Origin of the sequence: Acetobacter sp. DsW_063 (assembly GCF_002153745.1) — a bacterium.
Taxonomy (GTDB): Bacteria; Pseudomonadota; Alphaproteobacteria; order Acetobacterales; family Acetobacteraceae; genus Acetobacter.
The window spans coordinates 1-20,395 of the sequence record NZ_JOPL01000044.1; the positions used below are offsets into that span (position 1 = coordinate 1).

General features: G+C 59.9%; 16 protein-coding genes, 1 tRNA gene and 1 pseudogene. 9 read left to right on the forward strand and 9 right to left on the reverse strand.

Annotated features, from left to right (window positions below):
- Positions 1-499 precede the first annotated feature (499 nt).
- Positions 500-1,141, forward strand: coding sequence for a YopT-type cysteine protease domain-containing protein (locus tag HK28_RS08020; RefSeq protein ID WP_158093423.1), 642 nt, complete (start codon positions 500-502; stop codon positions 1,139-1,141).
- A 102-nt stretch (positions 1,142-1,243) separates the two neighbouring features.
- Here the strand turns inward: HK28_RS08020 and HK28_RS08025 are convergent.
- The 3 genes and pseudogenes from HK28_RS08025 to HK28_RS08035 all read right to left on the reverse strand — a co-directional run.
- Positions 1,244-1,575, reverse strand: a pseudogene (locus tag HK28_RS08025) (transposase); the annotation flags it as partial.
- A gap of 416 nt (positions 1,576-1,991) precedes the next feature.
- Positions 1,992-2,067: transfer RNA gene (locus HK28_RS08030), tRNA-Glu, on the reverse strand.
- A gap of 110 nt (positions 2,068-2,177) precedes the next feature.
- The gene (locus tag HK28_RS08035; protein ID WP_086644078.1) at positions 2,178-2,486 is read right to left on the reverse strand and encodes a hypothetical protein; all 309 of its coding nucleotides are present in this window, start codon (positions 2,484-2,486) and stop codon (positions 2,178-2,180) included.
- 47 nt (positions 2,487-2,533) lie between these two features.
- Between HK28_RS08035 and HK28_RS08040 the strand changes: the two genes are divergently transcribed.
- Both HK28_RS08040 and rpoH read left to right on the forward strand, forming a co-directional pair.
- The gene (locus tag HK28_RS08040) at positions 2,534-3,511 is read left to right on the forward strand and encodes an RluA family pseudouridine synthase (RefSeq protein WP_086644079.1); all 978 of its coding nucleotides are present in this window, start codon (positions 2,534-2,536) and stop codon (positions 3,509-3,511) included.
- A gap of 247 nt (positions 3,512-3,758) precedes the next feature.
- Positions 3,759-4,640 (forward strand): RNA polymerase sigma factor RpoH, encoded by an 882-nt coding sequence (gene rpoH, locus HK28_RS08045; RefSeq protein WP_086644080.1) that lies wholly within the window; start codon positions 3,759-3,761, stop codon positions 4,638-4,640.
- 35 nt (positions 4,641-4,675) lie between these two features.
- Here the strand turns inward: rpoH and HK28_RS08050 are convergent, their stop codons facing one another.
- On the reverse strand, positions 4,676-5,722 hold the full coding sequence (locus HK28_RS08050; RefSeq protein ID WP_086644081.1) for an aldo/keto reductase: 1,047 nt from the start codon (positions 5,720-5,722) through the stop codon (positions 4,676-4,678).
- Positions 5,723-6,086: 364 nt separating this feature from the next.
- Here HK28_RS08050 and HK28_RS08055 point away from each other — a divergent pair, with 364 nt between their 5' ends.
- Together HK28_RS08055 and HK28_RS08060 are read left to right on the forward strand one after the other, a co-directional pair.
- Complete coding sequence (locus HK28_RS08055) at positions 6,087-8,411, forward strand: TonB-dependent siderophore receptor (protein WP_233140428.1); 2,325 nt, start codon at positions 6,087-6,089, stop codon at positions 8,409-8,411.
- Positions 8,398-9,045, forward strand: a complete 648-nt coding sequence (locus tag HK28_RS08060; RefSeq protein WP_086644082.1) for a tetratricopeptide repeat protein — start codon at positions 8,398-8,400, stop codon at positions 9,043-9,045. The genes HK28_RS08055 and HK28_RS08060 overlap by 14 nt, the downstream gene beginning before the upstream one ends.
- Before the next feature lie 45 nt (positions 9,046-9,090).
- Here the strand turns inward: HK28_RS08060 and HK28_RS08065 are convergent, their stop codons facing one another.
- The 4 genes from HK28_RS08065 to accD all read right to left on the reverse strand — a co-directional run bounded on the left by HK28_RS08065 (position 9,091) and on the right by accD (position 14,308).
- On the reverse strand, positions 9,091-10,602 hold the full coding sequence (locus HK28_RS08065; protein ID WP_086644083.1) for a hypothetical protein: 1,512 nt from the start codon (positions 10,600-10,602) through the stop codon (positions 9,091-9,093).
- A gap of 108 nt (positions 10,603-10,710) precedes the next feature.
- Positions 10,711-11,760, reverse strand: coding sequence for a hypothetical protein (locus HK28_RS08070; RefSeq protein WP_086644084.1), 1,050 nt, complete (start codon positions 11,758-11,760; stop codon positions 10,711-10,713).
- Positions 11,761-11,854: 94 nt separating this feature from the next.
- Positions 11,855-13,204 carry a folylpolyglutamate synthase/dihydrofolate synthase family protein gene (locus tag HK28_RS08075; protein ID WP_086644091.1) on the reverse strand — a complete coding sequence of 450 codons (1,350 nt, stop codon included), beginning with the start codon at positions 13,202-13,204 and terminating at the stop codon, positions 11,855-11,857.
- A gap of 168 nt (positions 13,205-13,372) precedes the next feature.
- Positions 13,373-14,308, reverse strand: a complete 936-nt coding sequence (gene accD, locus HK28_RS08080) for an acetyl-CoA carboxylase, carboxyltransferase subunit beta (protein ID WP_086644085.1) — start codon at positions 14,306-14,308, stop codon at positions 13,373-13,375.
- 454 nt (positions 14,309-14,762) lie between these two features.
- Between accD and HK28_RS08090 the strand changes: the two genes are divergently transcribed.
- From HK28_RS08090 to HK28_RS08100, 4 genes are all read left to right on the forward strand, one after another.
- Entirely contained in the window at positions 14,763-16,799 is a 2,037-nt protein-coding gene (locus HK28_RS08090) for an NAD(+) synthase (protein ID WP_086644092.1), read from the forward strand.
- Positions 16,800-16,934: 135 nt separating this feature from the next.
- Positions 16,935-17,510, forward strand: coding sequence for a hypothetical protein (locus tag HK28_RS08095; RefSeq protein ID WP_086644087.1), 576 nt, complete (start codon positions 16,935-16,937; stop codon positions 17,508-17,510).
- On the forward strand, positions 17,507-17,629 hold the full coding sequence (locus HK28_RS14435; protein ID WP_255376462.1) for a hypothetical protein: 123 nt from the start codon (positions 17,507-17,509) through the stop codon (positions 17,627-17,629). Before HK28_RS08095 ends, HK28_RS14435 begins: the two co-directional genes overlap by 4 nt.
- Positions 17,630-17,867: 238 nt before the next feature.
- Positions 17,868-19,139, forward strand: a complete 1,272-nt coding sequence (locus HK28_RS08100; protein WP_198945840.1) for an autotransporter strand-loop-strand O-heptosyltransferase — start codon at positions 17,868-17,870, stop codon at positions 19,137-19,139.
- A 239-nt stretch (positions 19,140-19,378) separates the two neighbouring features.
- Here HK28_RS08100 and HK28_RS08105 read toward each other — a convergent pair whose 3' ends face one another.
- Positions 19,379-20,215, reverse strand: a complete 837-nt coding sequence (locus HK28_RS08105) for a hypothetical protein (protein ID WP_086644089.1) — start codon at positions 20,213-20,215, stop codon at positions 19,379-19,381.
- Positions 20,216-20,395: the final 180 nt, after the last annotated feature.

Consider the following 20,395-nt stretch of genomic DNA (forward strand, 5'->3'; position numbering starts at 1 on the left):
TTACGGGCCAAGCGCATCAATCAACGGCTCTTCGATCCCTCCAGATGCCTGTCATCCGCGCGTGGTACTCCGTGAGCAAGAGGGAGCAACGGCTCAATAGCTCCATCTGCTTCTCAGACAACAAAAACACGTCACTCACAGCCTCACCGCCTTCGGTAAGTCTGTGAATCTCGGAATTTTCGTTAATTCAATAAATTAATAAGTCTAGAGCCTAATTGATATTGTTGTCGATCAAAAGGGCAGTGTAGGAGATATTGAGTCCCATATCTCATCGGAAATTTGTTTGTGAAGCCGAAAGGGCGTTCAAGTATGACACCAAGTTATGAATTCGGTTTCATTGCATTTGTAACCTGAATTCACATCGCGATAATTTTCATCTCAAGTTTCACGTAATAAGTTCACGGCCTAGATTTCTGGGTACCGGAGGGCTGAGAGGCCGCTCCTCGCTAGGCTCGTGCCAAATACAATGGCAACGTCTCTTTTTTTTTGGGGAACTCTAATGGACCCTTGGCTTGTGAACCTCTGCAACGCTCACGGCGCTTATGCCGAGATCGACTATCAGCAGGCGCGAGACCCTGAAGCGCTCGGCTACGAGTTGACCGCCAATGGGTGGTGTCTAGGTATGGCAATCCAATGGCTGATCCAGAATTCACAGCGTAGTAACATCTGGGACTTCGATAGCAGAGGCAGGCTAAGGCTGCGCCCCGAGGTGACGCCTGCCATTCGCTTCATTATGGCACGGCAGGGTGTGATCTGTAAGCAGTTCTGGGATGATGCTGCATCTCAGATCGATAAAGCCATGCTCAAGGGCGGGTTGCAGCCTGCAAACAAGGTAGAACGACTGAACCAGCGATACACTCCGGTTGGCATTTTTACGGCCCTGAAAAGTATGACAGGTCCTTACACGGTTCTGCAAATTTATTGGGGTGGCACAATGCAACGGCAGACGGCTGGTCACGCTGTTGCGTTTTTGAGGACCGGCAGCCGTCCTAGTTTCATGGACCCCAACTTTGGCGAATTCACATTCGACAGCATGGATAAGATGCTCCGGTGGTTCAACGCGTTTATGCTTAGGACTTACCCCTTAAATGGCGGTGGACAATCCTTCTGCTTGTCGTCTTATACGAAAGCTCAGGCTTAGGACTCATAGCCGGAACATGGTGCTTGCTGCGAAGCAGATAGCCGGAAAGAAGACGGTCGAGCATCTGCCGTAGCGTGTTGCGACCCTTGTCCAGTCCTTGATCCCCTTTTTTACCCCAAGGCTCGATGCCGTGCGGTGTGCCTTGAGATAGGTTGCATTGATCATGACGGTCTGGGGCTCTGCCCTCTGCGCGGACAAGCCCTCCATCATTCGGGCGAATACGCCCATCTCACCCCACCGTTTCCAGCGATTATACAATGTCTTGTGCGGCCCATAATCTCTTGGCGCGCCCCGCCAGCGCAGCCCGTTGCGGTTGACGAAAATGATCCCGCTCAGAACCCGACGGTCGTCCACACGCGGCTTACCATGGCTCTTGGGAAAATAAGGCGATAGGCGCGCCATCTGCTCGTCGTCAGCCAATACAGGTCGCTCATGCTCAGTCTCCTTACGGAACCCGAATCACAGCGACCTCCGTCAATCAATGGGTCCTAAGCCTAGCGGGCGCGAGCTTCAGGCAGAGTGCCACGGGATTGAACGGTCTCCCCAGATACCCCGGACCGGCTAACGGCTGGGGCGACATAGGTCGATAGCTTCAGAAAGATTGGCCGGCCCTTCGATGTCGTCGACCACTGGAGAGGTAAATCTCGCCGTGCGGCCTCCGGCGTATTTGTTTATGTACGTTCTTCTTATCGGCGCAACCTGTTCAGGGTGCCGAGGAGTAGAGTCAGCAGAAACGAAGATGAAGGCGGGGGCCTTTTGTGGCCTGGAAACAGCGGGAGCTTTCCATCATCAACGTTCAATTGAACATCGGCGCTTTGAGCGTTGATCGCAATTTATTTTGGAAAATCAATGGCGTCCCATAGGGGATTCGAACCCCTGTTGCCGCCGTGAGAGGGCGGCGTCCTAGGCCTCTAGACGAATGGGACATTGGCCGTGGCGGGTTCTTAATCGAACCCGACGTCGGACACAAGCGGTCAGGAAAAAATATTCCTCAGGACCGGGCGGGAGTGCTTTCTAAGCGATTGCGTGATCGGCCTCAGGGCTGAATGCTCACCCGACCGACTTCGCGCCCGTGGGGCACGTCCCACAGGATCACGCGGTCCGGGCCGCCACCCGTGAGTTGCACAGCCAAAGTGTCGCCGTCGCGCCATGTGATTCCAGCGATATGGCTGCCTTCCGGCTCATGCAGCGAGGCGGAGAGGCTCTGGGCGGTGGCTGGCCTTGTGGGGTGCGACAGCCGATGCGCGACCACCACTAATAAAACTACAGTTCCAACGACGATCATCGCGCCCATGCCAATCACGGCGGCTAGAAGCCCTCGGTGCGCCACGCTACCCTGCTCCATCCCAGATACGCCTTTCCGTTCGATCAAGCGGCCTGTAGAGACCTTCCATGACCGTTTCAAGCCAAGATCTGCGCACCCTGGTGGCCGCGGAGCAGCACGCCGGAGAGCGGATCGACCGTGCTCTCGCCGCAGCGTTCCCTGACCTGTCACGTTCGCGGATCAAGGCGCTGATCGAAGCTGGCCATGTGACGCGGGACGGAGCGCCTGTTCGCGAACCTGCCGACTCCCTTCGTATTGGCGCGACGCTGGTGCTGAGCGTCCCACCGCCAGTGCCCTCTACACCTGAGCCGGAGAGTATTTGCTTGCCGGTTTTGTATGAGGATGCCGATCTGATCGTGATCGACAAACCCGCCGGGCTGGTCGTGCATCCTGCGCCGGGCAACGAGACCGGCACGCTCGTCAACGCGCTGCTGGCGCATTGCGGCGACTCCCTCTCGGGTATCGGCGGGGAGCGGCGTCCCGGCATTGTGCACCGCCTCGATAAGGACACGTCCGGCGTTATGGTTGTGGCCAAGACGGAGCAGGCGCATGTCGCGCTGTCGAACGATTTTGCGGCGCGACGAATCGACCGAAAATACCTCGCATTGTGCTGGGGTGTACCCTCCCCGGGAAATGGCGATTTCGAGGGCGCGATAGGCCGGGACAAAGCCGACCGCAAACGGATGGCGATCGTCGCAAGGGGAGGGAAGGAAGCCCTCACGCACTACAAGGTGCTGAAAAGCTTCAACGCCTGCGCGGCGTTGATGGAGTGTAAGCTGGCCACCGGCCGGACTCATCAGATACGCGTCCATTTTTCCGCCAACGGACATCCGCTGATCGGTGACCCTCTGTATCTGCGGCGCATTCCGGCAGTCGCCAAACGTTTGCCTGTCGAAGCGCGCGATGCGGCGCTCGATTTTCCCAGGCAGGCGCTGCATGCGGCGCGACTGGGATTCGTTCACCCGCGCACGGGTGAGGAATTGTTGTTCGAAACTCTGCCGCCCGAAGACTTTCGGACGCTTGAACTGCAGCTTGCAGAAAGTTAAGGAGTTGGATTTCCTCTAAATCTTGACTTTTTGGAGGCAGCGCCCTAGAAATCGACTGTCTTTTCGACGCGCCGATGCGGCCGCCGGAATGGACGTTCCGGTCTCGTTCGCTCAACGGAGGGACGCAGGCCGGGAACGATGTGTCCAGTCCCAGCGTGTCCCGATCACGCAGGCGCGTGCCCCGACAGTCCCCCTACGAAGTCGGTCTCCACGCCCTTGCTATCGGGAGAGAAAGGAGAATCCTACCATGGCGTCGTCCGCCCTTACAGTAGGTCCCGATACCAGCCTCTCTCAGTATCTGCAGGAAATCCGCAAGTATCCCCTGCTGACCCCGGAAGAGGAAACGTCGCTGTCCCGCCGCTGGCGCGACAACGGCGACGTGAAAGCCGCCCATAGACTCGTCACCTCGCACTTGCGCCTCGTCGCCAAGATCGCTCTCGGCTATCGCGGCTACGGCCTGCCGCTGAACGAACTGATCAGCGAAGGCAATGTCGGCATGATGCAGGCGGTGCGCCGCTTCGACCCGGAGCGTGGTTTCCGCCTCGCTACATACGCTATGTGGTGGATCCGCGCGGCGATTCAAGAATACATTCTTCATAGCTGGTCGCTGGTGAAGATTGGCACGACGTCGGCGCAGAAGAAGCTCTTCTTCAATCTGCGTCGCCTGAAAGGCCAGATGAAGGCCATCGACGAGGGCGATCTGCAGCCGGAGCAGGTGGACGCCATCGCCAAGGCGCTGGGCGTCCCCGAAGACGATGTGATCAACATGAACCGTCGCCTCGCTTCCGGTGACCACAGCCTGAACGCGCCGCTTCGTGCGGATGCCGACGGGGAGTGGCAGGACTGGCTGGTCGACGACGCCGAAAGTCAGGAAGACACGCTCGCCGAGCACGAGGAATTCTCGGATCGAAAGGCGCTTCTGGTAAACGCGATGAGTGCGCTCAACGAACGGGAGAAGCGCATCTTCGAGGAGCGGCGTCTGAAGGACGACCCGAAGACCCTTGAAGAACTGGCGCAGCACTACGGTGTGTCGCGTGAACGCGTTCGTCAGATCGAGACCCGCGCCTTCGAAAAGGTGCAGGCTCACATGAAGGCGGAAATCGAGGAGCGACGCGGGGCGGCGGCCTGAAAGGGCCGCTGGCGGCGCGTCGCTCACGCGGCTTCTTAGGGAGCCGGGTTGCTGTGGACCTGATGGATGGCGTTGATCTTCGCCTCCAGTTCCGGCGTGATCGTCACATCGACTGATCCGAGAATCGTGCGAAGCTGGTCCACGCTGGTCGCCCCGATGATATTCGAAGTGACGAACGCCCGTGACGTCACGAACGCCAACGCCAGCTGCGTCGGATCTATCCCTTCCTCTCGCGCCAGTGCGATATACGCTTCAATGGCGACATCGACGCCCGGCTTTTCGTAGCGCTGACCGCGGTTGAACAGGGTCGTGCGCGCGCCTGCAGGTTTTGCGCCGTTCAGGTATTTTCCCGTCAGGTACCCTTGCGCCAGAGGCGAATAGGCCAGAAGCCCAACCTTTTCGCGGATCGCCATTTCGGCGAGTCCGATCTCGAAAGTCCGATTGATCAGGTTGTAGGCGTTCTGGATGGACGCTACGCGAGGCGCGCCTGCCTTGGAGGCCGCAATAAATTGCGACACGCCCCAGGCGGTTTCATTTGAAAGACCGACGTGACGAATTTTTCCTTGCGTGACCAGGTCTTCGAGCGCGCCAAGCGTTTCCTCGATCGGCACTTCGTCGTCCGTTGGCACGTCGCGGAACGTCGTGCCGCCGTCGCCGAACAACCCGACTTTACGATCCGGCCAATGTAGCTGGTACAGATCGATGTAATCGGTCCCAAGGCGGCGCAGTGATCCTTCGATGGCGTAACGAATCTGAGACGGGGTCAGGCGCGTCGGCTCGCCGTTCGGTCTGAACCACGGGTTTGTCCCGCGTCCCACGACCTTACTGGCGATGATCAGTTTGTCCCGACCGCCTCTTGCTTTCAGCCAACTGCCAATGATTGTTTCCGTCGCGCCATAGGTCTCCGCGCGCGGAGGGATGGAATACAACTCGGCGGTGTCGATAAAGTTGACGCCATGATCTAGAGCCATGTCGAGTTGCGCGTGGCCTTCGGCCTCGGTGTTCTGCTGCCCGAAGGTCATGGTGCCGAGGCATATCTCGCTCACCATGACGCCGGTGCGGCCGAGTTCACGTTGCTTCATATCAATTTTTCCGCGTAGCCAGTGGTATGCGGCAGCCGACGGGGCGGAGTGTCTGACTGCCGAAGCCAAACAGTATCGCGTCCAATGCGGCGATGGCGCAAGTCGTCCTCGACATAGCCTCCGGGGAGCGGGGCCTTCCTGCGACGTCTGATGAGGTTATCACGCGATCCGCGTGGTTTGCGTCAGACGGAGGCGGCGAGTTCCAGGGCCATCTGTGATCGTGGCTGCGAGGCATCCAGTGGCCGAAACGGGCGGGCGCATCCTGCAATCGCGATTGACATTCTGTAATGCGAACAGTAACGACGCAGATGATAATGATTATCATTCGTGACATTGTATGTCAATCGTACGGAATGCGTGATAAATGAACATGAAAACAAAGGGTTGCGTAGACTCCCTGCTGGGTGCGGCGTCCGGTACGGCCATCTGTAGCGTCGCTGTAATGATCGGCGCTCACGCTGCTGCGGCCGCAGATACACTGGAACACGACAAGAAAAAGAAGCGCCATCACTCAGCCGATATCGAACAGGGCAAGGCTATTCCGGCACACGAAGAAATAGATGTCGTTGGGCAATGGCAGCATCGCTCGCCGAAATTTACGGCGCCTCTGCTGGATACGCCGAAAAGTGTTTCGATTATCTCTCGTGAATTGCTTGACCAAACCGCATCCCATACGCTTGTCGACGCCTTGAGGAATGTTCCCGGCATCACGTTGGGCGCGGGTGAGGGAGGAAACCCGGTGGGAGACCGGCCGTTCCTGCGCGGCTTCGACGCCCAGTCCAGCACTTTCGTAGACGGATTACGCGACGTGGGCGCGCAGTCGCGCGAAACCTTCAATGTGGAAAGCGTAGAGGTCATCAAAGGAGACTCTGGCGCGATCAGCGGACGCGCCGGAGCAGGTGGCGCCATCGTCATCGACAGCAAAATGCCCAAACTTAAACAATCGATTGAAGCCAGTCTCGGTTTTGGAAACGCAGACTACAAACGCGGAACCTTCGACGGAAACTGGAGAATTTCCGATACGGGCGCGTTCCGGCTCAACCTTATGGGCGATGATGAGGGCAAGGCCGGGCGCGGCCCCTCACATTACAGGCGTTACGGCGTGGCGCCCTCGTTGTCTTTCGGTCTTGGAACGCCGAACCGCATCACCCTCATGTATTATCACATGCAGAATGACGACCTTCCGGATGTCGGCATTCCGTATGATAATCCGACGTTCAACGCTCGGACTGGCGGCGCCGCGCGCGTCAGCGTCGCTGGCAGCGGCGCTCCGGTCAAGGTTCCGTTCAACACCTGGTATGGCCTTGAGAGTCGCGATTCCAATCAGGATGGAATCGATATGGGGACGCTGCGCCTTGAGCATGATTTCAGCAGCAACCTGCATATACGAAACACTACGCGCTATTCGGAAACGACGCAAAACGACGCCTGGACCATGCCGGACGACAGTCAGGGCAATATCTATTACGGATATGTCTATCGACGCTTGAACAGCCGCATATCGACATTTGACACCGCGACTAACCAGACCGATTTCTACGGTGTCTTTCATTTGCTGGGCTTCAGAAACCAGTTTTCGACGGGAACAGAATTCACGCGCGAGCAAGGCAAGAACGACACCTATACGGCCTATGTGAACGGCGTGAGCGTCACGTCGGGGACGAATTTTACGCACTGCGCGACTGCGCTGGCGTTCTCATCCCACACCTGCACGAGCCTGACGAACCCCAACGGGAATGATTTGTGGACCGGACAATTGCGGCGTACCGGTAACCCGAACAGCACGCGCATGGATACAAAAGCCGTTTACTTTACGGACACGGTTACGTTCATGCCCCAATTGCTCGCCAATTTTGGTGTCCGACTGGATAATGTGCAGAGCACGTACAGAGCTTCGACCGGTGAGTACGGTCGAGGCGACAATCTGTTCACCTATCAGGGCGGCCTTGTCTATAAACCCGCCCGAAACGGCTCCATCTACGCCTCTTACGCAACGTCAGCGATCCCGCCGGGAAATTCCGTTGGGCAGGGTTCTGACGATATTTCTCTTGGGGCGGATCGTTCAGGAAACGTCGGCAACGTACTGAAGCCAGAAAAGGATCGTACGATCGAGGTTGGAACGAAATGGAACGTTCTTCACGATCGTCTGACGCTTACCGGCGCGTTGTTCCAGATAGATACAACGAATTTCAAGATAACTACACCGACGGGCGGCATTTCGAACGGTGGTAGCAAGCGGACGCGCGGTGGCGAGGTTGGCGTGTCAGGAAACATCACTCGTGATTGGGCGATCACGGCGGGTTACAGCTACCTCGACGCGCGTCTGGTGCAGGCGGGCGGCAGCGGCAGTGCGGCAGGCGTTATGAACGGTCGTCGCGCGCCGAACGTGCCGGAGCATAGCCTGTCGATCTGGACGACCTATAATATAACGCCGGCGTTTAAAGTTGGTGGCGGCGCCTACTACATGGGCAAGGTGTATGGAACAGATTCGCCCACCGTCCCCAAATTCGTTCCCAGCTACTGGCGCTTCGACTTCATGGCCAGTTACCATTTCATGAAGCACTACGGCTTGCAGCTTAATATTCAGAACATCGCCAACAAACGTTACTTCAATCAGGCGTACACGACGCATTACGCGATGCAGGCTGCTGGTCGCACTGCTTACGTCACCTTGAATGCCCACTTCTGAAGCTCAGGAGGCCCTGTTTGGCGACATAGCCAAACAGGCCTCCTCCGGCGATCCGCAGGCGCAACTCGCATTGGGGCAGATGCTGCTCAACGGCGTGGGCGTCGCGCGTGACGAGAGCGCGGCGCTGCGTTGGTTTCTGGCCAGCGCGGCGCAAGGAGTGCCTATGGCCTGCAACATGATCGGCAGGAGCTGTGAACTGGGTAAGGGTGTCGCGATCGACTTGCATGCAGCAATGCTGTGGTACGAGCGCGCCGCCCGCGCAGGTTTGGACTGGGGGATGTATAATTTCGCTACAGGCCTGACATTGGGGTGGGGAGGCGAGAAAGATCTGCCCGCCGCCCTCACGTGGTACAGGCGTGCGGCTGCGCTCGGTCATTGTAAATCATTCAACATTATCGGCGGATTTTACGAAGATGGCTGGGCCGTCGCACGAGACCTGCGCCGCGCGCGCGCTTATTACGTGCGCGCGGCGCGGTGCGGAGATTTTCGTGGCTGCTTCAACCTCGCCCGCTTTCTCTTTCAGGAAGGACGTGACGCAGAGGCGGAGCGTTACGTAGCGATGGCGCGCGAGATGGGGACGAAAGAATTTCTCGAAAAAATAGACGCGTTTCTGGAGCGTCGCGTCAACGCGTAGCGATTGGCTGGTCCGCGCGTTGATACCGGCCGGCCGTTTTGGCGTTTAGGGCGGCGGAGCCAGATACAGCCGGGACTGTCCATCTGGCGAAAGATCGGCGGCGCGAAAGGTGTCGAGCACAGGCTGCAGGAGCTTTCGCTGCCCCTGCTTTTCCGGCTCCGGGCGGCCACGCCGCTGCGGCTGCTCGAACGTAGCGGGCAGCACGAACATGGCGAGCCGCCCACTCGCAAGCAACTGCCGGAACGCCGCATCCGAGCCGCCTCGCCGGACATATTCGGCGTAATTGAAGACGTCTATCTGGTTGCTCTTTCCCGCCCAATAGCAAAGTGCGTTCATATGGCAGGCCACGTCGCCGGGCTCATCATGAATCTTGGCGATGAACGTGTTCCATTCCGATGAAGATCGGCCAACGGAGGCAATAGCGGCTACGCCCCGCGGCAGAAGTACCGGCGCACCGATCAAAAACGGCGCAATCGCAAGCAGCAACAGGACGACGGCGCTGCGTTCTCGCCTGGCGTCGCCCGAAGGCGTTGCAGGAGGCGAGAGCGCTACGCCCGTCAGGATGGACAGGGCGACAAGCGCCTCGAACCATGCGTTCAGGGCGACGCCTTCGCCGCATCTCTGAAGCAGGGCTGACGCCACCGCGAAAATAGCTGCGCTGACGGCGAACGTTCGGTGACGAAGCGGGGTCGCGCGCCGCGCCAGAGTCGTGGCGACAAGAGCGAGCGTCAGAATTTCAGACGTACGGCGCATCCCGCGCAGGGCCAGTGACGGATCGACGACACGGGGATGTCGGAGCAGGGCGATCAGGAATTCCGGACCATAAGCCGCTACGCACACGCCGACGGCGAACAGAACGAATGCGCTGGCGCTTGCCAGCCAGATAGACAAGCGTGTTCGCGCAGAGCGCCTGCCATCGTCTGTGCTTGATCCGAAGGCGTCGACGCCCAGTTGCATCGTTATGGCGAGCGGCCACGCGATGAGGTTGTGCTTCACCAATCCGGCCGTCACCATCAACGCCGCCGCCGCAATCAGCCGCCAGTTTCGGGCGTGGCCGAGGAAGATTGTGACCCCGCCCAGCATCAGCGCGATCCCCAGCCATTGTGGGTCGTCCATCGCGACGTAGTCATGGCTGAAGGCTGCCACGTAGAGCAGGGGCAGGAGAGCGGCGCACAAGGCGCCGCGGGGCGTGGCGCCGCACCGGCGAGAGATCACCGAAGCCAGAAATGCCGATATGAACAGAGCGACAAGGGCCACGATACGGCCCGCAACGATCATGTCGCCGTTAAACCGTCCGAGTTCGCCGACGATCAGGAAAGACAGAGGAGGGTAGTTATTGAAAATCAGGCCGCCCGGAGCGGGGTAGAGCGGCCCGCCGCCAAGTCCGACGGCCCTGAGCGCCGCATAGGCGTTCCAGCCCTCGTTGTAATTGATCGGAATATGCGTGGGCAGTGCAAGCACCGCTCCACCGATCATGACGATAATCGATAGCGCGACGCCCAGCAGAAGCATGACGAACAGCGACCCGGAAAGGGATCGCGGTGGGGCTTCTGGCATGGGCTCGGCGTACTCCGGTCAGCAACAGGGCGGCGCCTGAGCGCCGGGATGGGCTCTTATGAACCCAGGGTCCGGGGGGAGCAATGTCGCGGGCCGCCTGCGCCGGGCTCAGAACGCATAAGCCAGGCCGGTGCGAAGCTGGACGCCATTGCTCCAACTGCTCGGTTCATAGATGCAGCACAGCGCATGCCGGTAAAGGAGGTTCTGGCTTCTGCCAAAGGAGCGGTAACGGTATTCCGCCTCGATCGTCCAATGCAACGTCGCCATCAGGCGATAATCGAAGCCCAGGGATGCTTCCCATTCGGGCCGGGGGCGTAGATGGAACGTGCCGTCCTGCCCCACGGCGTTCATGCGTGTCCCCACGAGTTCAGCCCAGCCGAGACGCCCCCGAACAACGAAAGCATCAGTCAGCGCGTAATCGAGACGCACTGTGATTCCGGCCAGGAACCCTCCATATGTTTCTGTCGACCCAGCGACCATATCGGAGCCGCCGACAGCGCGCCGCCATGACCAGTAGCCGCCCTGCATCGCAGGCGTAATCATGAATCGATCCGTGACCATGATACCCTTGCCGACCTCAAGCCGTGTGTCGGTCGTCAGGGAATCGCTGGTGGAGTTGAACGGGCTTATCGCCCCGGTTGCAAAGGATTGTGCGGAACCACGATATTTCACCGATCCGTCGCCAAGCGCGAAATGCAGCGCGAGGAAGATATGTTCGACTTCGTATGTGTCGAACATCGCCGCAACCTCCGCCTGAAAACCGGGAACCCATCCGTTTTCCCGGTCGTGCCCGGCGAAGGGGCCTTGGTACAACCCCTTCTCCTTGTAGTTGTTCCACGCGCCCGTCATCGACAGGCCGATCTCGCGGTTCACCTGCACGACAGCTGGAATCCGCGATCCATAGGCGCGTCGATGGACGGGCATGGGGCGATACGGCGTGATGTCGGGACTGACGGCGGCGTCGACCAGGGGGCGCACGTAGCCGGGGTTTTCTCCCATGGTCATCAGCATCCGGGCCATGTCGCGGTGGCGGAGTTCGTCTTCGCGCCGCTGGTCCAGAAACTGCGTCGTGTGGCTGGGAGCGAACTGGGCGAACGCAGCCTTGACCGGGGCCAAAGAGCAGGCGGCGACGCCAAAACACAGAGCAATCTTGCGCACGCGCGCCTCGTTCTCATCATGGACCGAGCCGGATCGAATCTCCGGCGAGCGTCATGATGTAGTCGCGTGCGGTTAAGCTAATCTTGACGCGGGCTTATTCCGCTCGCCACCCGTCCAGTTTCAGCGTCTCTCCTGCCAGATAGAGGCTGCCGCATATCAACACGCGCGCAGGCGGCATCTCCGCCAGAGCGGCCAGCGCGGCGGAGATGGTCGGGCCGACGCGAGCGACGCCGCCGCTGGCCGCGACGATATCTTCTACGGGCAAAGCCAGGTGCTGTCCGGGCTCGGCGACCGCCCACAGCGTCGTCGCATGGCGGGCGACCGGCGCGAGGAAGCCGCGCGCGTCCTTGGTCTGCTTCATGCCGACAAGCACATGCAGCGGTCGATCGCTCCAGCGTTCGAGAAACGGAGCGAGAGCCTCGCCTGCGCCGGGATTGTGCCCGCCGTCGAGCCACAGTTCCCAGCCATCGGGCATGGACGTGGCCAGCGTGCCGTTGAGCCGCTGCATGCGTGCGGGCCAGCGCGCCCGCCCGACGCCCCCCCACGCCTGATCGGGAAGGTTCAGGCCGCTCGCGCGCAACGTCGCGACGGCGAGTCCTGCGTTGTCGGCCTGATGCTCGCCTGCCAGCGCAGGGGTGGGCAGGGCGAGCGCGCCCCGGTCGTCGCGATAGCGCAGCGCGCCCGAGGTTCCGGCAGCCTCCAGCAGCCATTCATGCCCCTGCCGCAAAAGCGGTGCGCCCCGCGCCGCCGCTTCATGTTCCAGCACGGCCATGACCTCGGCGCCATGCCGCCCGGTGACGCAGGGAACGCCGGGCTTGATGATCCCGGCTTTTTCTCCTGCAATCGCGGTCAGCGTCGACCCGAGAAACGCCTCGTGGTCCATGGAAATGGACGTGATCGCGCATGCCGCCGGGCGCGCCAGCACGTTGGTCGCGTCGAAACGACCGCCGAGTCCGACCTCGATCACCGCAAGTTCGGCCGGATGTCGTGAGAACAGGAGAAAACCGGCAGCGGTCAGGACTTCGAACACCGTGATCGGGGCACCGTCGTTGACCCGCTCAATCTCTTCAAGGACGGCGGTCAGTTCCTCTTCGCTCACCAGTTTTCCGGCGATGCGGAACCGTTCCGTCACGTCGATCAGATGCGGCGAGGTCATCACATGCACGCGCCATCCCGCCGCCTCGCCGATGGCGCGGAGATTGGCGCAGGTGCTGCCCTTGCCGTTGGTTCCTGCGACGTGAATCACGGGCGGCAGCCGCCGCTCCGGGTTGCCCAGACGCGTCAGCAAAGTCTCGAGTCGCCCGAGGGACAGGTCGATCAGCGCCGGGTACAGCCGGTTCAGCCGCTCAAGCACGACGCCGGTTCGTCCGGTGAACTCCGCGCCGAGTCCGCCGCCGGAGGGCTTTGCCGGAGGAGAAGCGGCTTGAGAGGGAGGCTGGGTCATCGGTCTTGTCCGCTTCCGGATCCGCTCGCCGCCGCCGACTGCGGACGCGTCCAGTGATTGTCCATAGGGCGGCGAAAAATAGCTGGCGCCGTCGTCTGAACCGTGCACGTCTCCTACAGGCGGCGTGACGGCGTTCGCCCCCAACTCCGCGTCCTGTAGGACGAGCGCTCAGGCCGCCGTGCGTGCCGCCCCGTTTTCCGGCTGAGACGCCGTTCCGGCTGATGGCGAGTCTTTGGGGGAGGGCGCTGTCTGTTCCGGCGTTTCGCCCGTCAGCAGACCGATCACCCGGCCCAGCGTGGCGCGCAGGTCGCGGCGCTCCACCACCATGTCCAGCATGCCGTGCTCCAGCAGATACTCGGAGCGCTGGAAGCCTTCCGGCAGTTTCTCGCGCACCGTATCCTCAATCACGCGGGGGCCGGCGAAACCGATCAGCGCCTTGGGTTCTGCGATGTGCACGTCGCCTAGCATCGCGAAGGACGCGGTGACGCCGCCCGTGGTCGGGTCGGTGAGGACGACGATGTAGGGCAGGCCTGCGTCCTTGAGCATCTGCACGGCTACGGTCGTGCGCGGCATCTGCATCAGGCTGATCAGACCCTCCTGCATGCGCGCGCCGCCGGACGCGGTGAACACGACCAGCGCTGAACGCTGCAATACTGCGAGGCGCGCGGCGGCGAGGAACGCCTCGCCCAGCGCCGAGCCCATAGTGCCCGCCATGAACTCGTAAGCCTGCACGGCGACCACGGCCGGATGCCCGGTGATCTTGCCGTGGGCCACCACCAGCGATTCATTGATGTGGGACTTGGCGCGCGCGTCCTTCAGACGGTCGGAGTAGCGCTTCTGGTCGCGGAAGCCGAGCGGGTCGTTCGGAACCTTCGGCAGTTCGATCAGCGTGTAGCTGTCCTTGTCGAACGTCCATTCCAGACGGTCAGCCGCCACAACCTTCATGTGGTGGCCGCAATGCGGGCATACGTTCAGCGTGCGCCGCAGGTCCTTGTTCAGCACCATCTGATGGCAGGAAGAGCAGTTGGTCCACAGATTATCGGGGACCTCCCGGTTGAGGAGCCCCCTGATCCGGGGGCGGACATAGGTGGTCAGCCAGCTCATGCCTGAACTCCATCTGCGGCCCCGTCGCCATAGCGGCGGCCGCGGCCTCAGCTTGTTAAATGTTTGGGCGCTGTGTCCGGACGGCGTGAAGACCAAGCGGACCGGGCGGCGCCCTGCGGGTGCGGCGCGGCCGCTCGTCGGCCACGCTCATCTGCGCGGGGGCAATTGCATAGCGTCGCTGTGGCGCGCTGCCAAGTAAGCGGCCGCCTGAAAAGGTTGGGCGGCGCTGATCCGACCTTTGCTCAGCGTGCCACACAGTCCTGCGTGGCCTTCGCCGTCGCGAAAATGTTCGAAACAAACGAAAGGAGGTGCATGCTTCCGCTTGCCTCGCGGCGCGTCGGGCTCAGGAAGGCGACGTTTTGTCGGGCCACACGGTCACGGTATAATGGACGACACATTCAATCCCGCCGACCTCAACGTGCGGCGGGAGGCCAACTCAAGCGCGAGGCGCCCAATGCGGGACTTCCGATCCCTCTATCGTCATGGCTTCGCCCGTGTCGCCGCCTGCACCCTGCCGGTGACGCTCGCTGATCCGCGCACCAACGTCGCGCGTGTCATCGAAGCCGCGACGGAATGCGGAGAAGCAGGCGCCGTTCTTGCGGTCTTCCCCGAGCTTGGCCTTTCTGGCTACGCGATCGACGACCTGCGTCAGCAGGACGTGCTGCTCGACGCGGTGGAGGAAGCGATCGCCAGCCTCGCCGCCGCGAGCGAAACATTGCTCCCGCTGTTGCTGGTCGGCGCACCGCTGCGTCATCGGGACGCGTTGTATAACTGCGCCGTTGCGATCCATCGTGGTGAAATTCTTGGCGTCGTGCCGAAATCTTTTCTGCCGAATTACCGTGAGTTCTATGAGGCGCGGCAATTCACGCCCGGAGCCGGGTTGCGCGGGGAGAGCATTCGAGTCTCAGGCGCGGAGGTTCCATTCGGCTGCGACCTGCTGTTCGAGGCGAGCGATATTGCCGGTTTCCGCGTTGGCGTCGAAATTTGCGAAGACCTGTGGGTCGCTCTGCCGCCGAGCACGCACGCGGCGCTTGCCGGAGCTACGGTGCTGGCGAACCTGTCCGCCAGCGACATCACCGTGGGCAAGGCTGACGAACGCGACATGTTGTGCCTGTCGCAATCAGCGCGCTGTCACGCCGCCTATCTTTATGCGGCGGCGGGCGAGGGTGAATCGACAACCGACGTCGCCTGGGACGGGCAGGTCTCGATTTTCGAAAATGGGCGCAAGCTGGCGGAAAGTGATCGCTTCCCGGCGGGCGCCCGGCTCGTCATGGCCGATATCGACCTCGATCTGCTGCGGCAGGAACGCTCGCGCATGACGTCTTTCGCCCACAACGCATCGGCGGCTGACGATGCCGGGTGGCGGCGGATCGTGCGTCGCTTTTCCCCGCCGTCGGGCGATCTGGGTTTGCGTCGCGTTGTGCCGCGTTTTCCCTTCGTGCCTGACGATCCGGCGCGGCTGGCGCAGGATTGTTATGAAGCCTGCACCATACAGGTCGCGGCGCTTCGTCGGAGGATGGAGGCCAGTGGCGCAAGGACGATGGTCATCGGTGTGTCCGGAGGCCTGGATTCGACACAGGCGCTTCTGATCGCAGCCCGGGCCGCCGACGAACTGGGCATCGGGCGGAAATCGGTTCTGGCGTTCACCATGCCGGGCTTTGGCACCAGCGACGAGACGCGCGCCAATGCGCACGCCCTGATGAACGCTCTGGGCGTCTCTGCGGAGGAACTGGATATCCGGTCTTCCGCCTTACTGATGCTGGAGCAGATCGGCCATCCTTACGCCGACGGCGAACCGCTATACGACATTACCTTCGAGAACGTGCAGGCTGGGCTGCGGACGGACTATCTCTTTCGGCTGGCGAACCGACACAATGGCATAGTGATCGGTACCGGGGATCTGTCCGAACTCGCGCTCGGCTGGTGCACCTATGGCGTCGGCGACCAGATGTCGCATTACAACGTCAATGGCGGCCTGCCGAAAACACTGATCCAGCACCTGATCCGCTGGTTCATCTCTTCCGGGCAGTTCAGCGCGGAGGCGTCTGAAATTCTGCGTGCAATTCTCGCGACAGAAATTTCACCGGAGTTGATCCCCGCAGGTGAAAATGGCGCGCAGAACACCGAAGCGACCATCGGGCCATATGCGCTGCACGACTTTACGTTATTTCACGTCCTGCGTTACGGGTTTCGTCCATCGAAGATCGCGTTTCTGGCGGAGACCGCGTGGCGCGATGCGTCGCGCGGCGCATGGCCGCCGGGATACCCCGAGGCTGATCGACGCGAGTATGATCTGCCCGTTATCCGTCGCTGGCTGGGTGTCTTCCTGAGGCGGTTTTTCTCCACCAGCCAGTTCAAGCGCTCCGCCATGCCGAATGGCCCAAAGATTGTCGCAGGCGGAGCGCTGTCGCCGCGTGGAGACTGGCGCGCGCCGTCGGACGGGAACGCGCGGGCGTGGCTGGAAGAACTGGAGCGTGGCGTTCCAGAATGAAGCGCGTATAATAAGTTGCAGGATTCGAAGAATACAAACCTGATATCTCATATTATTTGAAGAAAATTTTAGACGCTTGGCGATGCTGGGACTCTTTTGGGTGCGTTTTGAAATGTGACGCCGTCTCGGGGGGTAATGCGTCGCCTTGTTTTGTTGGTCGCCATTGTTGTTCTGCACCTGTCGTCCGTCGCGCACGCGCAGCTTCCGACCAGTGTGTCCGTTACTTCGGGTGCTGGCGTTTCCGCGGAAACATTGTCGCGCATTGATGACAGCCGCGGGACGATGCTGGTCTTCAAAGTCGGCGACGAAAGAGAGGCGTTGACGGTTCAGGGCGAGGCGCTTGACGCGCTGCTTGGAAAGATGATCGCGCACCGGGCTTTACCGGACAGTTTTTCCGTAAGACTGGCGGGTTCCCGGACGGGTTTGATCCGCCAGTTGCAGGACGAATTGCTGCGCCCGGACGCCAACTGGAATGTCGATACAGGGCAGCCCGGACACGGGGCGTTGCAGGACGTTTTGACGGGAGAGTTGAACTCTGTCCTGAAAAAATCGCCCGTAGCGAACGCATTTGCGCGTCATGGATATGGCCTGACTGTCGAAGGTCTGGAGCATATCGAGGAAGATCCCGGAAGCTTTCCCAAGCCATACGTTCGTGTGCCAACGGATATTCTTGTGATGGAAATCACTGCGGGCAAGGAGGCGAGTAAATGACGCGTCGTGCGTTTCCGTCTTTTGACAGGCGGGTCGCTAGTTACCCTTATCGGCGAATGGTGCTCGCGTTGAAGCGCATGATCGGCGGGGCCGCCGATGGCACGACTGCGCCGCCTTGAGACCGTGATTACCGAAGCTCAGGAGACGTGGGTTAGGTCGCTACCAGCGTGAATTTACAAACAAACTCGAAGGGCGGCGTGATGCGTCCGCGAGACGTAAATAAACCCAAGCCCGGGCGGTTTCTTAGCGTTTTGTTTTCTATTTTGTCCACATTTTGGGGCGTTCGATCAAATCCTCAAAGTGAATGGGTCTATGTCTGGGGCTGCTCATCCTGAACACTCATCGGCCGCCGATGACATGATCGCGACGGACGACAACACGACGTCTGGCGTAACTTCAGCGTCGATCAAGCCCTATCCAGATCCGGCATCCCGGCCGACGCAGGAAGGACCATCCGGCGTTCGGTTCGATTTCAACGTCGGCTGTCGTGTCGCCGTGCCTCATCCTGAAAGCGGATCCTGGCGTGTTCAACTGCGGGATTTGAATACGGGCAACATTCTTTTCGATCAGACGGGTATTAAGGGCGCTACGATCCATTCCAGTAAGCGCTGGTTCGTGCGCTTTGGCGTGACTGTGTGGAAAAACGAGCGTGAGGGAGGTCTGGGAGAGGAGGTTTTTCGTCACGAATACGATGCGCGGGGAAAGAGCGTTCTGGTCCAGTTTCCAATCGGAACGCTTGGCGACACACTTGCCTGGATGCCTTACGCGGCGCGCTTCGCCGAGGCGCACGGCGCGAAGGTCACGTGTGGATTGTCCTCTTTGATCGCGCCACTTTTTCGTGACGCATATCCTGATATCGACTTTGTCACGCATGAAGAAATCGTCGAAAAAAGTCTCGCCGAGACGTTCTATGCGACGTATAGTCTGGGGCTGTTTTTCGACGACGCGGACTGCAACCATCAGCCCACCGATTTCAGGTTTGTCGGTTTGCACCGAACCGCAGCCTATATTCTCGGCGTTTCGCCGGAGGAAGAGCCTGCCCGGATAGCCTTCCCGGACGAAGGACGTCCAATTGATGAGCCTTACGTGTGCATCGCCGTGCAGGCGTCTTCGCAGTGCAAGTACTGGAACAACCCGAGTGGCTGGCTGGACGTCGTCGCTCATCTCAAGGCGCAGGGATATCGTGTCGTTTGCATAGACCAGAAAAAGGTGCACGGAACTGGCATCGTCTGGAATCAAATTCCTTTTGGCGCGGAAGACCAGACGGGCGACCGGCCTTTGGCCGAGCGCGCGCGGTGGCTGAAACATGCCGATTTTTTCATAGGCAACAGTTCAGGGCTGGCGTGGCTCGCCTGGTCAGCGGGCTGTCCTGCCGTCCTGATCTCCGGCTTCACGCATCCGAACAATGAATTCCACACGCCTTATCGCGTCATTAACTGGCATACGTGCAACTCCTGCTGGAACGACCCTAGGGAGCGGTTCGACCACAAGGACTTTCTGTGGTGTCCGAAGCACAAGGAGACGCCAAGGCAGTTTGAATGCACGCGGCTCATCACCGGTGAGATGGTGATCGGGAAGGTGGATGAGGTTATCCGTGACGTTCGTGGGAGTTCTGTGGGCGCCTGTTGAATTTCAGCTGAAGTTTAAATCGTGATCGGCGGTAGTAGACCCAAGAAGAAGGGGGACGAACGTCAACGACTGTAGAGGTCTGGCCCGAGCTGTTAGTAATCCGTTGTGGCGACAAAGAGCCCCGCTTTGTAAGACGCGTATCTGTTGTCCGGTTCGATGAGACGGTAAGTGGCGGTAGACAGGGCGGTTACGGCTCGTTCGTTCGCAGGTTGTCCCTCGTCGTATGTCCTGTCATTGCGCTATAGGGCAGCGTCTGCTTCTCGCCTCCGCTTGTTGTTGGGGATTTCTTCGAATTCGACGAATCCCGCACTTGTTTCAACAGACTCTCTGCCGCGTTTTTTTTGATTTTTTACTGTTTTAATAACCATAGAGTAGGGAGATGTTTTTTTTCCGGATTCTGTTTTCTTGCTTCTGGTTGTAAATCTGTTTGACGCACCAGCCTGCTCATAGCTCGATGCGCCTTCGGCGCTTTTTCTGTCGACGCGCGTAACTTTAATCAGGGTCAGTGATTCGGGGGGCACCACGCCCTTTATCAGGACCTCTTGGGAGCTTGTGGCGAATGAGGTGGCTGTAGGGCCACTGCTTCTATCGTTTCCACTCTCAAAGCCCAGGGCGTCTCTGACGCTCGTGTCCGTCAAGTCGAATACTTTTCCGTCATAGTCAGCCTCATCCAGCTCTATCCGTGCGATGTAGCCGGTTTGGCCGCCTGATACCGCCCAAGCGCAGGCAAGCTTTTTACTTCTTGACGCTGATATATATTGGCTCTTAGCAGCTTTACTGGAGTGCCTTACATGTTGATATTGGGTCACGCCCGGGTCTTCGGGGATGGGAGTGACAGTAGACGCTCCCTTTTTGGACGTTTGTTTTTGATAGGCAATGGGAGATAATCCAGTTACGTAAACGTTGTTCCTTTCGTCGGGCCGTAACGCCCGATAAAAAACAAGAGGATCGTCGCTGTCTGAGTCTTCGTCGCCAGAGTCAACGTGCAAAGGACGTGATGTCAGATTTCGACGTCTCCCTTTGAGGGCGTCGCGCACAGTGGAGAACTGAGGAACTTTATCGGCAGTGTCGGACATCTGTCGCCGCTCGCTTCATTGATCGCCCTGCGTCTCAGGCGGAAGAGGTAACGTTTCGTTCCTTTCCCAAGAATTGCAAGAGCCGTAAGTGTGCAAGGGGACGGTGTGAGGTCGAAATCGTCACAGTTTTTTCTAGGCTCAGGACTCATTTTTTGAGATAGAAGATGAAGGATGCGGCGA